This is a genomic window from Paraburkholderia sp. EG286A, assembly GCF_040965375.1.
In the GTDB taxonomy this organism is placed as follows: domain Bacteria; phylum Pseudomonadota; class Gammaproteobacteria; order Burkholderiales; family Burkholderiaceae; genus Paraburkholderia.
Genome location: NZ_JBFRCB010000001.1, coordinates 686,359 through 703,131 on the forward strand (window position 1 = coordinate 686,359; position 16,773 = coordinate 703,131).

General features: G+C 64.8%; 17 protein-coding genes. 2 read left to right on the forward strand and 15 right to left on the reverse strand.

The annotated features are described in order from the left end of the window. Window positions 1–21: 21 nt before the first annotated feature. The 9 genes from AB4Y35_RS03095 to AB4Y35_RS03135 form a co-directional block, all read right to left on the reverse strand. Window positions 22–1,185, reverse strand: coding sequence for a lactonase family protein (locus tag AB4Y35_RS03095; protein ID WP_368703282.1), 1,164 nt, complete (start codon window positions 1,183–1,185; stop codon window positions 22–24). 249 nt (window positions 1,186–1,434) lie between these two features. Continuing rightward, a complete protein-coding gene (locus AB4Y35_RS03100) occupies window positions 1,435–2,355 on the reverse strand; it encodes a helix-turn-helix domain-containing protein (protein ID WP_368703283.1) in 921 nt (306 codons plus the stop codon). A 221-nt stretch (window positions 2,356–2,576) separates the two neighbouring features. Continuing rightward, entirely contained in the window at window positions 2,577–3,602 is a 1,026-nt protein-coding gene (locus tag AB4Y35_RS03105; RefSeq protein ID WP_368703284.1) for a porin, read from the reverse strand. Between the two features lie 175 nt (window positions 3,603–3,777). Next, complete coding sequence (locus tag AB4Y35_RS03110) at window positions 3,778–4,635, reverse strand: HpcH/HpaI aldolase/citrate lyase family protein (RefSeq protein ID WP_368703285.1); 858 nt, start codon at window positions 4,633–4,635, stop codon at window positions 3,778–3,780. Window positions 4,636–4,681: 46 nt separating this feature from the next. After that, complete coding sequence (locus AB4Y35_RS03115; protein ID WP_368688137.1) at window positions 4,682–5,668, reverse strand: protocatechuate 3,4-dioxygenase; 987 nt, start codon at window positions 5,666–5,668, stop codon at window positions 4,682–4,684. A gap of 130 nt (window positions 5,669–5,798) precedes the next feature. After that, window positions 5,799–7,076, reverse strand: coding sequence for an MFS transporter (locus tag AB4Y35_RS03120; protein ID WP_368703286.1), 1,278 nt, complete (start codon window positions 7,074–7,076; stop codon window positions 5,799–5,801). A gap of 97 nt (window positions 7,077–7,173) precedes the next feature. Continuing rightward, window positions 7,174–8,025: an amidohydrolase gene (locus AB4Y35_RS03125; protein WP_368703287.1), complete on the reverse strand. Its 852-nt coding sequence runs from the start codon at window positions 8,023–8,025 to the stop codon at window positions 7,174–7,176. A gap of 44 nt (window positions 8,026–8,069) precedes the next feature. Continuing rightward, window positions 8,070–9,095 (reverse strand): amidohydrolase family protein, encoded by a 1,026-nt coding sequence (locus tag AB4Y35_RS03130; protein WP_368703288.1) that lies wholly within the window; start codon window positions 9,093–9,095, stop codon window positions 8,070–8,072. A gap of 16 nt (window positions 9,096–9,111) precedes the next feature. Then, window positions 9,112–10,089 carry an ABC transporter substrate-binding protein gene (locus AB4Y35_RS03135; RefSeq protein WP_368703289.1) on the reverse strand — a complete coding sequence of 326 codons (978 nt, stop codon included), beginning with the start codon at window positions 10,087–10,089 and terminating at the stop codon, window positions 9,112–9,114. Between the two features lie 425 nt (window positions 10,090–10,514). On the opposite strand from AB4Y35_RS03135, the gene AB4Y35_RS03140 reads away from it, so the two are divergent. Continuing rightward, window positions 10,515–10,739 (forward strand): hypothetical protein, encoded by a 225-nt coding sequence (locus tag AB4Y35_RS03140; RefSeq protein ID WP_368703290.1) that lies wholly within the window; start codon window positions 10,515–10,517, stop codon window positions 10,737–10,739. An 86-nt stretch (window positions 10,740–10,825) separates the two neighbouring features. On the opposite strand, the gene AB4Y35_RS03145 is transcribed toward AB4Y35_RS03140, so the two are convergent. From AB4Y35_RS03145 to AB4Y35_RS03170, 6 genes are all read right to left on the reverse strand, one after another. Then, window positions 10,826–11,188 (reverse strand): copper resistance protein CopC, encoded by a 363-nt coding sequence (locus AB4Y35_RS03145; RefSeq protein ID WP_069266144.1) that lies wholly within the window; start codon window positions 11,186–11,188, stop codon window positions 10,826–10,828. Between the two features lie 28 nt (window positions 11,189–11,216). Beyond that, the gene (locus AB4Y35_RS03150) at window positions 11,217–12,098 is read right to left on the reverse strand and encodes a hypothetical protein (RefSeq protein WP_368693402.1); all 882 of its coding nucleotides are present in this window, start codon (window positions 12,096–12,098) and stop codon (window positions 11,217–11,219) included. A 133-nt stretch (window positions 12,099–12,231) separates the two neighbouring features. Continuing rightward, window positions 12,232–12,621 (reverse strand): DUF2946 domain-containing protein, encoded by a 390-nt coding sequence (locus AB4Y35_RS03155; protein WP_368703291.1) that lies wholly within the window; start codon window positions 12,619–12,621, stop codon window positions 12,232–12,234. Window positions 12,622–12,784: 163 nt separating this feature from the next. After that, window positions 12,785–14,284 (reverse strand): aldehyde dehydrogenase family protein, encoded by a 1,500-nt coding sequence (locus tag AB4Y35_RS03160; RefSeq protein WP_368703292.1) that lies wholly within the window; start codon window positions 14,282–14,284, stop codon window positions 12,785–12,787. Window positions 14,285–14,302: 18 nt separating this feature from the next. Beyond that, on the reverse strand, window positions 14,303–15,253 hold the full coding sequence (speB, locus tag AB4Y35_RS03165; RefSeq protein WP_342918618.1) for an agmatinase: 951 nt from the start codon (window positions 15,251–15,253) through the stop codon (window positions 14,303–14,305). Window positions 15,254–15,404: 151 nt separating this feature from the next. Then, the gene (locus AB4Y35_RS03170) at window positions 15,405–16,235 is read right to left on the reverse strand and encodes a helix-turn-helix transcriptional regulator (RefSeq protein WP_324154439.1); all 831 of its coding nucleotides are present in this window, start codon (window positions 16,233–16,235) and stop codon (window positions 15,405–15,407) included. A gap of 170 nt (window positions 16,236–16,405) precedes the next feature. Here AB4Y35_RS03170 and AB4Y35_RS03175 point away from each other — a divergent pair, with 170 nt between their 5' ends. After that, entirely contained in the window at window positions 16,406–16,750 is a 345-nt protein-coding gene (locus tag AB4Y35_RS03175; RefSeq protein ID WP_368703293.1) for a cupin domain-containing protein, read from the forward strand. The last annotated feature ends 23 nt before the right edge of the window (window positions 16,751–16,773 follow it).

A 16,773-nucleotide genomic window follows, 5' to 3' on the forward strand; every position in this document is an offset into this window, starting at 1 on the left:
CGCCATTCGCATTGCAGGGCGTTATTTCACGAACGCAACGCTGGTGGGATCGGGGACATCGGCCGACTGCCCGCTGGCGGAGACCTTGCCAGTGACGCGGTCGATGTGGAATACGCTCACATTGCCGCTGCGCTGATTGGCGACGAACAGCCACTTGCCCGATGGGTCGATCGCAAAGCCCCACGGTTTCTCGCCGCCCGAAGGCGTGCGCTGCACTTCGGCGAGCTTGCCGGTGGCGCCGTCCACGCGATAAACGACCAAGGCATTTTCGCCGCGGTCTTCGACATAAACGAATCGACCGTCGTGGCTGAGCGCCATTTCGGCCCCGCTCTTCGCGCCTGCGAAGCCTTCGCTGCTAATGGGCAGTGACTGCACGAGCGTAAGTTGGGCCTTCGACGCGTCCCAGCGCAACACCATGAGTTCCGCGCTGAGTTCGGTGAGCACATACGCATAGTCTCCCGATGCACCGAATGCAACGCGCCGTGGGCCGCTGCCCGGAGGGGCGACGAAAGCGCGCGGCGAGTCGCCGTCGAGTTGCGTCAGGGCATGAGTCTTTCGATCGAAACCATAGATGAACACGCGATCGGAGCCGAGGTCGGGAACGAGGGCATAACGGCCGGACGGGTCGACCGTGACGCCGTGTGCGTGTGCACTGGTTTGACGCGGGTTCGGGCCCGAGCCGGTCTCCGCGATCGTCGATTCGAGCGTCCCGACGCTGCCGTCGCGGTTGACCGCTACGCTCGATACCGACCCGCTGTTGTAGTTCGCGCCGAGCAACGTAGAGGACGGGGTATCGAAGCGCAAGAACGTGGTGCCGCGCCCGCCCGTGAGCACGTCGTTGATGCGCGCGAGCGAGCCGGTGCCGCGATCGACCGCGTATGCCGTAATGCTGCCTTCCTTGTCGCGGTCGTCGTCGACGGCGTACAGGACGGGCAATACGGGATGCGCGGCGACCCACGTGGATTTGAGCCCTTGCGCGACCGGACCGATGGGGGTGAGTGCGCCGGTGGTCACGTCGAAGCGCAAGGCGGTGATTTGCTGGTGCAGCGTGCCCACATAGACGTATTCCGTGCCGGCGGTCGCCGGCACGGTCGCGGCCATCGCTTGCGCCGAGAACGCGCATGCGGCAAGGCTGGCCAGAATAGTGTGCCGCGCCGTGCGCGCGGGCTTCACGAGTTGCGCCATATTCGAATTACCCGGAGTAAGAATGGGAGTGAATCTTTGGCCGCTTCCCTGCAACGGGGAAGCGGAAAACCGGAAAACGCGAAAAGGGTATTCGCAGCGCCTGGGCGGGTCCCTGCACAAAAGCCGGATTCGCTGGCACTTTTGAGTGGAACCAGGGAAGATCCCGGTGCGAGAAGCGCGGTGTGCGACGCTTGGGGAAAGGTGCGGAAAGGAATCGCAGCAGACACCTTGGGCCGCGGAACCTCGAAGCTATCGCCGCGCGTCGCTGCGAAACTGGCTTGGCGCCTGCCCGACTTCCCGGCGAAAGAAGCGCGTGAAATACGCGGCGTCTGCGAAGCCCAGCCAGAACGCGATCTGCTCCACCGACATGTCGCCGAAAATGAGTTCGCGTTTCGCTTCGGTGATAATGCGCGCGTGAATCATCTTGGTCGGGCTTTTTTCCGCGGCGGACGCACATGCGGCGCGCAACTGCACGAGCGACACCGCCAGCATCGAAGCGTACTCCTGGAGCGGCAGATTGCTGCGGTAATGCTCGTCGATCAGCTTGCGGAAGCGCTCCACGAGGCGCACGTCGTGGCGCGGCGCGCTGTCGTTGACGGTCTGCTCGTGGCGCGCTTCGCGAATCAGCGTCAACAGCAGCATCGTCAGCAAGGCTTCGGTACCGGTGACCTGGCCCACCGCGTCGGACTCCACTTCCTGCTTCAGGCGCTGAATCAGGGTGTAGAACTCGCTGGCGGCGTCGGCGCTATGCGCGAACGGGATCATGCGCGGCGAGGACCAAAGCGCGATGAACTCGTGAAGCTTCGCGTTGACCTGCGTGAGATAGGACACTTCGATCGTGACGACCCACCGGTCGACATCGATTTCATAGTCGAGACCGTGGATGCATTCGGTGGGCACCAGCAGCGCGCAGGGTCCTTCGAACGGCACGCTGCGGCCCTCCAGATTCATGACGCCGCGGCCGTTGCGCACGAAGATCAGTTGCCCGTACGCCGGATGGGCGTGGGGCTCGGTGCGCCAGCGCCCGCGCTCGGTCACGTGGCCGACGTGCACAAACCAGTTTTCCTCTTCGGGCCGCTCGACGTAAAGCCGCACCTTGGGAACCGCGGTCAACCGGCCTTCACCGGTGGTTTTGCGCGGGGGTTTGCTGATCATTGCACCGTGTGCCATGCGGTCTCCTGGACGGCCATTCAGGCGAGGCCGCCATTGCGATTGGAAGTTCGCCTGAACGCAGTACCTTCAGGCCGGGCACGCGTGCGAATTTCTCGGTTTACCCCTTGAAAAAGGGGCGGTGGATATCGTCATATTTTTTCATGGATTGGCCGCCAGGCGCATTGCGATATACCCCGAGACCGGCACCGGAACTTTACGGCGCCGATCCCACCCCGAGATCAGAAGGTATGCACCATGCCAAGGATGACGCCGCGCGTATTCGAACCCGGCGCCACCGTGACCCCGCCATAGGCGGTGCCGTTGAGCGTGAAACTCGCCTGATTGCGGTTGTTGATGAACCCGGCCGACGCGTACAGCGTCGTGCGCTTCGACAGATAGTGCTCGTAGGTCATGCCGATCTGCTGGGCGTTGTTGCCCTTGCCGGTGCGGTCGTGCACATAGCCGTACATCAGCGCGAGCTGGTCCGCCGGGCTGAAGTTCCAGGAGCCGGAGCCTTCATACACGTCACGCTTGATGCTGTTGTCAGTCTGATGCTCCGTGTGATACGCGAGATAGAAGCGCGCCGGGCCGACGCCGACCGAGGCGCCCGCGTTGAACACCTTCAGTGTCGACGTGCCGGTGGCGTTGTCCGCCTGCTCGTAACCCGCCGCGATTCTGAACGGGCCGTTCTCGTAGCGCGCGGCCGCGTTGTAGAACTGCAGGCCGTTGCTCGGCTTGGTCGCGGCGTCGCGCATCGCGACCATGAACTGCGCACTCAGCCCATAGACCGTCGGTGTGAAGTAGGAGATCGCATTGTTGACGCGAATGGTCAGCGAGTTGAAGTTGAGCATGGGCGAGCCCATGCTCATCACCGCGACCGGATCGAGCTCCCGGTTCAGGAAAATATACTGCGGCGTGTTTTGCAGGCCAAAGCGCACTTCACCGAAGCCGCCCGAGAGCCCCACCCACGCCTGCCGGTTGAAGGCTTCCGCGGAATTGGCGGCGGCGCCGGTCATGGCGGAAAAGCCCTGCTCGAGCTGGAAATTGACGTGCAGCCCGCCGCCGATATCCTCGCTGCCTTTCAGGCCGTAACGGCTTGCAAACAGGCCGCCCGAGGTGGCGCGTACGACGGCGCCGTTGCCGCCGTTCTGATATTCGATGGCGTTGTCGATCACGCCGTAGAGCGTGACGGACGACTGCGCATGAGCGGTAGTAAAAAGGCAGGCCGACGCGATGCCGGATGCCAGCATCCACACTTTCTTCATTCTTGTCTCCAACGTTACTTATAGTTATTGCGCTCATTGACCCGTAGGCGCGGGGGCGTTCGTCTCCAACGTTTGAAATAATTCGTAAAACTAATCAGTAAATTCAGAATTCCAGGGAACAGACATTGCTGACGTCGCTGACCCCGTCCTCGAAGCCTGTCCTGCCGCAGGCGGGTCAGTACCCCGCCATTTCGCGCGCCGCACCGACCACGCCATAGCTGCGCGTGGGCGCCGACATGAGGAAGCGATAGCCTTCCTGAATCAGCCGCTGGTGATTCTTCGCCGTGACATGCGGATTGCCGACCACGACGTTGTGCGTGTGGCAGGTCTCGACGATCCGGCGCATGGCGTCGAGCACTTCGGGGTGTTCGTACTGTCGCGGGAAGCCCAGTTCCTGGCTGAGGTCGCCTTCGCCGATGAGGATGAAGCCGATGCCCGGCACATTGGCGAGGATGTCGTCGAGGTTCTCGATCGCCTGCGTGCTTTCGCACATGAGGCCCACGAGGATCTCGCCGTGCGGGGCGAGCGGCCAGACGTCGGCCTTCTCGTAGTACTCCTGCATCGACAGCCCCCAGTAGCGCGCCGCATTGGCCGGGCCGTCGCCGCGCACGCCCTTGGGCTCGTAGAGCGGGGCGTGTTTCGGGCGGGCGTAGCGGCACGAGGCCACCGCGTTATAGGCCTGCTCGACGGTGGCGATGTGGGGCCACACGACGCCGTACGTGCCGCGATCGAGCACCTGCTTGGCGAAGGCCTGGTTCATCTCCGCGCCGTTGGCGGGAATCCGCGCGATGGGCGTGACGCGCGGCGCGACCGACCCCGACTCGGCGATCTGCTTGCGGTTGAGCATGTACTGCATGGCGTCGCCGAGCGCGGCGACGTCATACGGGTTGTGCTCCATTTCGAACACGACGCCGTCGTAGGGCGCTTCGCTCATCTCGATGGCGGTTTGCTTGTCGAGCTTGGAGAACGCAGCGAACGCGGGCTTGCCGGATTCGAACGCACGAATGATGCCGTTCAGGCGGGTGTTGCTCATCGGTCTGTCTCTCATCCACGGAAGTGAAAAGGGCGGGGCGTCCGGCTCACTCGTCTGCTTTCCAGTACATGAAGCCCATGCCCTCGCCGGTGCCGGCGGGCGTGCGCCAGCAGGGGACGTAATCGACCAGCGTCATCTCGGCGCCGGTCTCTTGCACCGCTTTCATCACGCTCACGTAGAGCTTGATTTCAGAGGTGCCGGATTGATATGAGCGGTCGTCCACGGCGGCGAGGCCGTCGTAGTCGTAGGTCGCCAGCATCTTCATGATGCGGTGGTCGAACTCCTCGTCGTTCACGAAGTGCGAGAGTCCGCCCGAGGCGAAGATGCCCACGCGCACGTCTTCGGGCCAAGCCGTGATCGCATCGCGCAGCACGCGGCCGAACTCGATGCAGCGCGACATCGAAGGCTGCGTCGGCGGGTAGAAGCAGTTCATGATGATCGGCACGTGCGGCGGCGGATTGTCGTCCATGATCTGGTGATAGACGAAGCTGTACGCATGCGGCACGACCGGGTAATCGGGGAGCGGCTTCATCCACACGTTGTCGGGCCATGCGAACAGATCGGCGAGATCGAAGCCGTTCGCCTGGAAGTGGTTGATCAGGTACGCGGCCAGTTCCGGGTGGCAATCGTGCGTGACATGATGGTCGGGCGCGTAGACGGATCGCTGCGGCGGACCGTTGTGGACTTCCTCGCCGCTGAAGATCGCGATGGAAGGCGAGAAGTCCGTGAAGATCTCCTTCTGGTCCTTGCCGAGAATGATCGCCACGTCGATCTTTGCGTCGCGGTACGCGGCCGCCATCTTGTCGAGCGCGGCACGGCAGCGCGCGGCGCGCGCCGTGCGCTCTTCGAGCGTGAGGAACGGCGCGAACGCGGCCTCGCGGTGCGCTTCAAGTTCGGGGTAAGTCCACGTGCGGTTGCGGAACCACAATTCCGGATTGTTGCGGTCGCGCTCGCCGTTCTTCAGCCAGTCTTCCGGCGCCTGGCCGAGCATGCCGCTGTGCGGCACCGCCATCCCGAATACGATCTTCGCCATGTAGGTTGTTTCCAGTTTTACAGTCGGTCGCCACGGCCAAGGCCGTTGGCGTTGTTGAAGTGACAGGCGCTCTCAGGCGGGCGCCACTGTTTCTTTGCTTTGGACTACGATGGTTCGTTTGCCGCGAGGATCACGCCTCGCGCAGTTCGCGCTGCGGCTCGCTGACCTTCGGCGCCCAGTCGGGGCGATAGAGGATCGCCGTGGCCGCCGCGCCCACCAGCAGGAACACGAAAATCACCATCATCGGCAGGTCGTAGCTCCCGCCCACATGCAGCAGCCAGCCCGAGAGGCTTGCGGCCACGCCGCCTGCGAGGCTGGTCGCGACCTGCTGCACGCCGGTCACGAGGCCCACGGTCTGTTTGGGGATCAAGGTGAGCCGCGACAGCACGAGATTGTTCGCGGTAGTCAGGCCGAGCAGCGAAAGCGACAGCACGTTCCAGAAGAGGGCGGTTTCGAGCGTGTTCGCATAGGCGCCCAGCAGGACCGTGCAGCCGCCAAAGAAGCCCGCGATGATGAACGCCTTGCGCACGAAGATCGCATTGCCGCCGCGCGCGATGATGCGGTCCGCCGCCCAGCCCGCAATGGCCGCGACGATCGCGATGCCGGCGAAGCTGAAGAACGTGAAGATGCCCGATTTGCCGATCGACAGGCCGCGCTGCTCGACGAGGTAAGCGGGCATCCACGTCATGCAGTAGAACGTGAAGTAGCCGTAGCAGAAGTTCGTGATCATGCCGCCCCACACCACCGGGCTCGACAGGATGCTGCCGAAGCTCACCGTGCGGGCGCTGCGATTGGCCTGGCGCACGGTGTCGCGCGAGGGCAGGTCGTTACGCACGAGGAGCAGCCAGGGCACGAGCCAGAGCAGCCCGACGAGACCGGTGGCGACGAACATCGCCTTCCACGAATAGTTGACGATGAACCACGCGGCGACCGGCGCGCCGATTGCCGGGCCGAACTTGTTGCCCATGGCGAGAACGCCCACGGCGAGGCCGCTCTGGCTTTCGTGAAAGTTGTTGCGGATCCAGCGGTAGCTGGCCGGGATCACGATCGCTTCGGCGATCCCAACGAGCAGGCGCATGACGACGAGGCCTGCCAGCGTCGTGACGGCGCCCATCAGCGCAGTGGCCGCACACCACAGTGCAAAGCAGATCGCATAGGGCCATTTCACGCCGTAGCGGTCGGAGATCCAGCCCATTGGCACCTGAAAGAGCCCATACGACCAGAAGAACGCCGAGTTGATCCAGCCGCGGTCGACGTTGGTCAGCGCAAAGTGCTGGATGAAGTGACTATCCGCAAGGACGCTGGAAATGCTGGTGCGGTCGATAAAGGACGTCAACACGCCAATCGCGAGCAGGGCGAGCACGCCCCAGTTGCTCACGACGCTCGATTCTGTTTTGCTCGTCTCCATCTGCTTTTTCGTACCTCGATCGATTCTGTTACATGGCCGGACGGCGCGCAGGTTGCGTATCGCCCGACCGCAATGGGCGCCGGCTGGCGGCATCGGCTCAGACCAGCGCCGGATACAGCTTGAGTGCCGTCTTGCCGAAAATCCACGCACGGTCGGCCGCGTTCAGGCATTGCAGCCCGGCCTGCGCCGTCGCAAGAATGTCCTGCAGCGTACCCGGCGAAGTGGGAAAATTCGACCCCCACGCCATACGCTGTGCGCCGAAGGTGTCGACCACGCGCGGGAAAAACGTCTCGGCGCTCGCGCGCTCCTTTTTCACGTCGCCGAAGATGCGCGGCGTGAGCTTCAGGAAAATGTTCTCGTACTGCGCGAGGTCGAAGAGGCTCTGCGCCTTCGCGTACGGCGCGCCATCGGTTACATCGGGGCGGCCAAGGTGGTCGAGGACGATGGGCACGCCCGGAAAGCGCCTGGCGAGCGCCGTGACCTGCGGCAGACCGACCGGACCCGTCTGGATGCACATCGGCAGCCCGAGGTCCGCACACAACTCCCACGCCGGAAAGGCGCGCGGATCGTCCAGCTCGCTCGGGTCGAATTCCTTCGTACTGCCACCGGTAAAGAGGCGCAGCCCTTCGAGGCCGCGCTCGACCCATTCGCGAATGCGCTGCGGCGCGTCGGGCTGCAGCACGTCCACGGAGCCCACGGCCACGAGGCGATCCGCATAGCGCGCGCAACTGTCGGCCACATAGCTGTTGTCGAACCCGTAGGTGGTCGACGAATGCACCACCGCGGCCTTGCCCACGCCGGCTTCGTCCATCGCGGCGATCAACGTTTCGACGGTGGTGGGGCGCTCCTGCGACCACTCCGAGCGCTTGCCGAAGAGGGGCGCGGGCGGATAGCGGTCTTCGTTGCCGGAAATGATGTGCGGGTGAATATCAACGATTGGGGATGGCATGGGTGTCCCGGTTGTTTTTCGAGTGCCTGCAGGAGGAGCGAAAATCATTTGCCGCGCGCCTTCAGCCGTGCGTCGAGTCGCGGATAGACGCGGCGGGCGTTGCCTTCGAAGATCCTGAAGCGGTCCTCGTCGGTGAGCGCCGGGCAGGCGTCGAGGTAGCGCTTCGTGTCGTCGAAGTAGTGGCCCGTGCAGGGGTCCTTGCCGCGCACCGCGCCGATCATCTCCGAGCCGAACAGTACGTTGCTCGACGGGATCACCTTCGTGAGCAGTTCCACGCCCGGCTGGTGATACACGCACGAATCGAAGAAGATATTGTTCAGCAGTCCTTCGAGCGGGCGGTCGCGCATTTCGAGCGACATGCCGCGGTAGCGGCCCCAGTGGTAGGGCACCGCGCCGCCGCCGTGCGGAATCACGAGGCGCAGCGTCGGGAAGTCCCTGAACAGATCCGACTGCAGAATCTGCATGAACACCGAGGTGTCCGCATTCAGATAATGTGCCCCGGTGCCGTGGAAGCACGGGTTGCACGACGCGGCCACGTGGATCATGGCGGGCACGTCGAGTTCGCAGAGCGCCTCGTAGAGCGGATACCACTCGCGGTCCGTCACCGGCTTGCCGGTCCAGTAGCCGCCGCTCGGGTCCGGGTTCAGGTTGCAGCCCACGAAGCCCATCTGCTCGACGCAGCGGCGCAGCTCCGCCACGCTGTTGGCGGGCGCCACGCCCGGTGACTGGGGCAACTGGCAGACCGGCGCGAAGTTGTCCGGGAACATCTCGGTCACGCGGTAGACGAGATCGTTGGAGATCTCGGCCCACTCGAGGCTCGTGCGCTCGTTGCCGAGGTGGTGGCTCATGAGACCGGCGATCGGCGAGAACAGTGTGAGGTCGCTGCCGCGTTCGCGCTGCAGCTTGAGCTGGCCGTTGCCGATGGCTTCGCGGATCTGCTCGTCGCTGACCCAGGCGCCGGCGCGCGAAGGGGCATTGGTCGGGTCGTTGGCGAATTCGACCTGGGTGGCGCGCCAGTTCCTGAACGAGGCGGGAACGGTCGTGAAGTGGCCGTGGCAATCGATGATCATGGTCTGTTCCTGCGGATCAGCGGGCCGGCGGGTCGACGAACAGCTCGTTCATGCTCATGCGGCGCGGCGTGAGCCCCTGCTTGAATGCGGTCGCTTCGAGCGCTTCGATGGTCTTGCGGTTTTCCTCGATGCCGTAGGGCAGCGGGTCGTGGCCGACGATCTTGCGCAGTTCCAGATATTTCTTGTCCCCGGCGCTGACGGCTTCGCCGGCGTCGAGACGCGCGAGCCATTCCTGCTTGGCCTGCGCGAAGGCGTCGTAGAGCGATTTCGCGATCCACGGATGCTCGGCGAGCACCGAGTCTTTCACGACGATGGTGCCGTGCATCGGATAGATGCCGGTGCGCGCGTAATACTCCTTTTCGAGGTCGGCGGCGTGCGGCAGCAGGTCGGGGTAATCGGCCTCGACTTCCTTCCAGCCGCCCGTGGGTGCGCCCGTGCGGCCGATGCCGGCCGCCGCCGCGAAGCCCGCCGCGAGTTCGCCGCTCGCCATCATGTCGGCAAGCGAGCTGCCGGCCGGCGCGTGCACGACGTTCGCGGGCAACTCGAGTTGCGTGACGTGCTCCTCGTCGTCCACGACCCACGTGACTTTGGACGAATCGAGCCCGAACTCGTCGATCAGGACCTGGCGCGTCCAGACGCCCGTCGTGACGGAGTAGGCGCGCACGCCGACCTTGCGGCCTTCGAGGTCCTTCGGGTGCTTGATGCCGGCTTCGGGGCGCACGAGCAGGCCGCCGTGGTGGAAGCGGCGCGTGACGAAGATGGGCAGGCCGACGAAGGGCGCGCCATAGGCGCGAGCGATGATATAGGTGGTCGGGGCCAGTTCGCAGACGTCGAACTCGACGTCGCGCACCATGCGGCGGAATGCGCCGATCTGCGGCTGGACCGTGACGAATTCGGCGTCCACGCCCTCGATGGGGATCGATCCGTTGCGAATTGCCGAGGTATGCGGGTGTTCACCGACCGCAAGTTTGAGCCGCACTTTCTGAGCCAACATCCTTCTCCCTGAATTTTTGCCGTCTGGGGCCCGGATAGGGGGCGGCGCCGGACGGAACACTTCGATGGAGAGAGAATATTTGACCTGACCAGGCGCGTCCCTATACAAAAGGGAGATTCGATGGCACTTTTTGCAGCTGGATAGCGGGAGGCTGGCGGGGCATTAGCGTTTTCCCGCACGTGCCGCCATGCATCTCTGCCTGCCCGCCGTTCGATTTCTTGCAGGGTCCTGGGTGTGCCCGCGCCCGGGCTGTCCAAACCGTCAGGGTGTGGGCGCTTCGGAAATTAATCGGATAACTAAGCATTTCGAGGCGTCGGCGCATGCCGCATTGCGGGAACGAAATCGAATCGCCCCCGTTTTTTTCGTCAGCATTTCTGCGCCGTTCCCCTTAAAATTGCCTGATCCTGCTGTACCGGAGCACTACCATGGAACGAAAGAAAGCTGAACACATCCTGCTCGAAGCCGACGAAATCGCCGGCCTGGTTCTCAACGGCTTCGACATGACGATGGAAACCGACGCCGGGCGCGCGCTCTACGATCGTACGTTTAACGCCTATATCCACAACGAAATCGGCGATTTGCCCGTTGGGGAGCTGTACGACGCCTTGAACGGCTCGCCCGGAGCCTTTAACGCCACCACGCCGCATTGAGTCGGCGCCCCGCCAGATAACCACGAACGAGCCACGCTGCGAATACGCAAGAACTCGCAGCATGGTCTCCTCTTGTCGTTACCCGTTCACTTCACGTCGAACGAGTAATGTCCGGTCGTGCGGTGCCCATCGGCGGCAACCGCGACCCACACCACCGAATACTTGCCGGGCGTCAGTGCGTTCAGCGCAACCGACATGCGCTTGCTGTTGCCCGCATCGACCTTGGCCTTCTCGCGAATGACGGATTTGCCCTGCGCGTCGGTCACGTCGATGGAGCTGAAGGCGGGCTCGAGCCCGTCGTCGAAGTCGATCACGACCGCGTTGAGCGTGGCCGGCGCGGTCGATCCCGCGGGCGGTTCCTGATGCTTCGGATAAGCGTGCGCCCACGCGAGGTGGGCGGCGAGCAGCGCGATCGAAGCGACGGCCGTGCGCAAAGTAGCGAGTTTCATGGCGATATTCCTGTGTGATTGTGCTGGCTTACTGGAACAGCGGCTTGCCGATCGTGCGCGGCGCGACATCGTCGAAGAAGATGTGCACCTGCGCGAGGATGCCGACGTGTGAGCCGCTTGCGCGGTTGATCGGGATCTGCGCTTCGATGCCGAGCTGGCCGTAACGGTTCATCCAGATGAAGCCGGGGTTGACGGTCCCGGTCGTTTGTCCCTGGCTGCGCGAGAGGGGCACTTCGACCAGCGGGATCAGGTTGGAAAACGGCTGCGGCAGGCCGAGGTCGTGCACGTGTTGTTGCAGGTAGGGCAGGCTGTACTGGAACGTGAAGCCATAGTCGAACGAGTTCGGCTGGCCGCCGCCGGTCGTGAACGACGGTCCCGCTTCGCCCGTGATGGCGATGGGCCGCAGCCATGCGAGCGAGTCGGGCAGATCGCCCATGCCCTTGCCGGCGAAGACCGTGGGCGAGATCGTCGAGAAGTTGTTGGCGATCGCGCGGCTGCCCGTGCCGCCGAGTTCGGCGTTCACGCCGACCGAGGTCATGAATTCATGCGCGTCGTTCACGTAGAGCAGGTACTTGAGCCCCACGCCGAAGTTGTCGAAGCCGCGCGCGGTGGGGTTGTTCTGCATGACGTAGCCGCCGTCCACCGAGAAGGCGAGCCGCGGCGTGATGAGCTTGTCGTACTCGAAGCTGAACGTGTTGATGCTCTGGTCGCCGGCGTCGCCCGGCACGCGCTGGTGCCCGAATTCGAAGTTGGCTTCGTCGCCTACGCCGGGGTCGTCGACGGAGAGCGTGGAAGGGAACACGCGGTCGCCCGCGATGGCGTGCGCATGGGCCGCGCACGGTCCGAGCAGCAGCGCGCAGCCGAGGAGCCGGCTCAGTGCGCGAAGGTTGGCAAGAACGCCCGGCGCCATGCGGCTGGAAGGCGATTGGTCAGACATGAGTTGTCCTGTCGAGGAGCGAGGCGCGCGCGCGAGCCAGGGCGGCGCGCGGGCAGACCCGGCGACACGCTGGGCGCATCGTCCGGGATTGGCATGATCGATCGAGTCAGGACAGGGGTGGGGCGCGTGCGTGGATGTGGCGCGCGGGCGCGACGAGGCGAACGCTCTCGAACTGCGCCGCGATACGTGCCTGCACGAGCCGGCCGACGACGAACAGCGCCACGGGTACGCCGGACACGACGGGCAGGTGCGCGAAGAAGCTGCAATAGCCGCAGTCCTGCATGTCGCCCGACGTGGCGTGCGCGCCCGCCGTGCCGCTCGCGCCGTGCACGTGGTGCTCCATCGAAGGCATGCCGCAGGGCGCGCGTTCCACCGTGCCGGGCGCCATCTGCATGGCCTGGGCGGCAAGCAGGTGCGAAACCACGGGCGCGAGCGTCGCCATGAGGAGCGCAAGCGTCCCCAGTAGACTGCCCAGCCTGAGATGGAATCGGCGCACGGCGTGAAGTGGCGGAAATATTGCGGGGATTATGCCACGCAGACCGCACCCCCGCCGCGCCGCTTACGGCAGCGCCGCCCGTCAAAGCGTCGCGGCCGCGCACGTGGCGTGCGAGGCCGCGATCGAGCCCGCGCGAGGCGGGCATGCAGCCGGCATCAAGCGATCAGGCGCGCAGGCCGACCGTGTGCCGCAATTCCTGGTAGCTGCGCAAGCCCGCGACGCCCAGTTCGCGGCCGATGCCGCTCAGGCCGAAGCCGCCCCAGCACACTTGCGGAAAGATCAGTTGCGGGGTGTTGACCCAGACGAGCCCGGCGCGCAGCTGCGCCTTGTAGCGTCGCGCGGCCTTGTCGTCGCTCGTCACGACCGTGGCGACCAGTCCGTAACGCGTATCGTTGGCGAGGGCGATTGCTTCGTCATCCGAACGGAATGATTTCACGCACGCGACCGGGCCGAAGATCTCGTCGGTCCACAGCACGTTGTCCGCCGCGGGCTCCGCAATGACGACGGGCGCCATGAAGAAGCCATCGGCGCAGGCGGGATCGAGCTGGCCCGCGAACGCGATCTGTGCACCGGCTTCGACGCCTTGCGCCACGAGCGCGGCCACGCGCGCGTGCTGCGCCGCGCTGATGAGCGGTCCCATCGCCACGTCCGCGCCCTGAGGCGGCGCGACCACGACGGCTCGCACCGCGGTTTCGAACGCGGCCATGAACTTGCGATACACGTTGTCGTGCACGAGGATGCGCGCAGTGGCCGAGCACATCTGCCCGGCGTTGGTGAACGCGCCGCCCACCGCGAGCGAGACGGCCTGCGCCACATCGGCGTCTTCGCGCACGATCAGCGCGGACTTGCCGCCCAGTTCGAGCGTGAGGCGCTTCATGTCCTGCGCCGCGGCCTGCATGACCTTGCGGCCCGACGCCGTGCTGCCGGTAAACGAGATCTTGTCGACGAGCGGATGCGCCGTCAGCCAGGCGCCGACTTCGCCGCCGCCGTTGACCACGTTCACGACGCCATCGGGCACGCCCGCTTCGCTCACGATTGCGGCGAGCATGTGCTCGGTGGGGGAGGTGAATTCCGAAGGCTTGATGACGACCGTGCAGCCCGCGGCCAGCGCGGGTGCGAGTTTCCATGCCGTCGTGACCATCGGGAAATTCCACGGCACGATCAGCGCCGCGACGCCCACCGGTTCGTGCATGCGTTCGGCCAGCAGCGCATCGTCCGGCAGCGCGACCGGTTCGGCGGCGAACACCGACGCGTCTTCGCACAGGCCCGCGTAATAGTTGAACGTCGCGATGGCGTCGCTCACGTCGAGGTCCGCTTCGAACGGCGGCTTGCCGCTCACCTGCATCTGCATGGCAGCGAGGCGTGCGCGGTCGGCTTCCAGCAACTCAGCGATCTTGCGCAGCAGCTTGCCGCGCGCGGCGGGCGTCGTGTGCCGCCACGCGATGAGTGCATCGTGCGCGGCGTGCACGGCGCGATCGACCATCCCGGCTGTGGCGTGCTCCTGCCAGCCGATCGTTGCGCCCGTGGCCGCATTGCAGATGCGCGTGCACACTTCGTTGTCCGCCGCGCAGAAGGTTGCGCCCGCAATCGTGGCGGCGGGCAGCACAAAGGCCTCGCCGTCGATCCGACGTTCGGCGATTTGACGTTCATTTTTCGTAGCCATGATGTGTCTCCTCGCGCCCTAGCGGTAAGCCACGCCGGGCATGATGCAAAGCATTTCGAAGGCCAGATTCGCGCCCACGAGCGCGGTCGTGCCGGCCTGGTCGTACGGCGGCGAGACTTCGACGAGATCGGCGCCCACCACGTTGAGCCCCTTCATGCCGCGCACGATTTCGAGGCCCTGGTGCACGGTCAGTCCGCCCACCTCGGGCGTGCCGGTGCCGGGCGCGAAGGCGGGATCGAGCCCGTCGATATCGAAGCTCAGATACACGGGCGTGTCGCCCACGCGCTCGCGCACCTCTTCCATGAGCGGCGCGAGCGAGCGGTTCCAGCAGGCCTCGGCCTGCACGACGGTGAAACCCTGCTTGCGGCACCAGTCGAAATCTTCGGCGTGATAGCCGGTGCCGCGCAGGCCGATTTGCGTGACCTTGTCGCATTGCAGGAGGCCATCCTCGACGGCGCGGCGAAACGGCGTGCCGTGCGCGATCTTTTCGCCGAACATGGTGTCGTTGACGTCGGCGTGAGCGTCGATATGGACGACCGCGACCTTGCCGTACTTCTTGTGCAGCGCGCGCAGGATCGGCCATGCGATCGTGTGGTCGCCGCCGAGCGTGATCGGGCGGCAGCCCGTCTCGACAATGCGATCGTAGGCCGCTTCGATCAGACGAATCGAATCCTTCAGGTCATACGGGTTCGTTGCGACGTCACCGATATCGGCCACCTGCAGCGAATCGAACGGCGCCGCGCGCGTGGCCATGTTGTACGGGCGCAGCAGCACCGATTCCGAGCGGATCTGGCGCGGCCCGAAGCGCGTGCCCGAGCGGTTCGAGGTGCCGATATCGAGCGGCACGCCCACGAAGCAGACGTCGAGGCCCTCGGTGGTCTCGGCCTGCGGCAGGCGCATCATCGTGGCGATGCCGCCGAACCGCGGCATCTCGTTGCCGCCCAGCGGCTGGTTGAACTGGCGCTCCATCTGGTGTGTCTCCGATCGTTAGAGTCAAATCGATCGGGCGATGGTAGGGGAGATCCCGCGCGGCCAGATATGGAAGTTGAGATGTTTACATCGATGGAAATCGATGTATGCAAGCCCTTAATCGGTCAAACGCCGCGGTTAAACGGCCTGCTTAAACCGCGGCGTGGCCCCAGGCGATCAGCTCGCGCTTGGTGCGCACGCCCAGTTTCGCGAAGGCGCGCTTCACGTACGACTCGGCGGTAGCGACCTGCACGCCCTGGATCTGTGCGGCTTCGGGCACGGTCTTGCCCGTGATGAGGTGGGCGCAGGTTTCGTATTCGCGTTTGGACAGGCGCACGTTGTCTGCCGCGATACGCGCGTCGAACTGCGCGAGCGGATGCATGAAGGGAGCCGCATGGGCGATGCGCCGGGCCGCGCTCGTGGAGGCGTGCAGTTCGAGCAGCGGAAACAGAAACTCGCTGACGCTGCGAAAACGGTTCATTTCCACGAGCGTAAACGGCGGTTCGCGCAGACCGCGTTCGAGCGCGATGGAGTCCTGCGCGTGGCGCGTGCCGCGAGCGAGCACGCATTCGTGGGCAATGCGCGCCTCGTCGAAGAGCCGCTGGCGGAATTCGCCCGGCGGTATCGCGCCGATGTCGCGCACCACCAGCATCGTGCCGAGCTTGCCGCGAATGCCCGCGAACAGCGGATCGCTTTCGTAGAAGCGGTCGTAATACAGGGTCATCACGTCCGAGATCGCGCCCGAATCCATTCCGACCCCGCCACTGCCGATCCATTCGCAACGAAAGCCCGTGGGCATCGTGCTGTCCGCGCGCGAGCGCTCGATATGCACGACATTGACGGGCACGACTTCGTTGAGCAGCAGCGTGAGACGCGGCACGAAATCGGGCGTGCCGACGGCCTCGATCACGTTGCCGAGGGTCTTGAACGAGAGCGGAAAGTTCGGTTGATCGCGGTTCAGCGCGGGGACGTTGAGCAGCATGGCACGCCCATTCGTAATGGCTGATTCATTATAGCCGAAGGCTATTGGCCGCCAAAAATGCCCAAATCGGGCAGCAAAACACCGCTTGCCCCCCCTGAGGGGGGGCATACCGCAACGGCGCCAGTCGGTAACTTTGGCGTCACTCAATCAATCAACCGGAAGCGACGCAAATGAGCAAACTGATTCAGGACATCGTGCCGCTGGGCGCTGGCATCGGCGAATTCACCAGGCTGGAATATGGCATGGACGAAAGCGACTGGCGCGCGACCGTCGGCAAGAACAATAACTATGTGATCGGCTGGTGGGAAGGCAAGGTCGGCGCGGTGGACTTTCCGGCCACGACCGCCGACGAAGCGGTATGGCTCGTGGAAGGCAAGATCGCCCTGACCGACGCGAACGGCGCCCGCAAGGAATTTGCGGCCGGCCAGGGCTACCTCCTGCCCGCCGGCTTTGCAGGCCGCTGGGAAACCCTCGAAGACGCGAAGAAGTTCTACGTCGTGCTCGAACAGGCCTAAGGACCATGGCGGGCTGCCTCCTG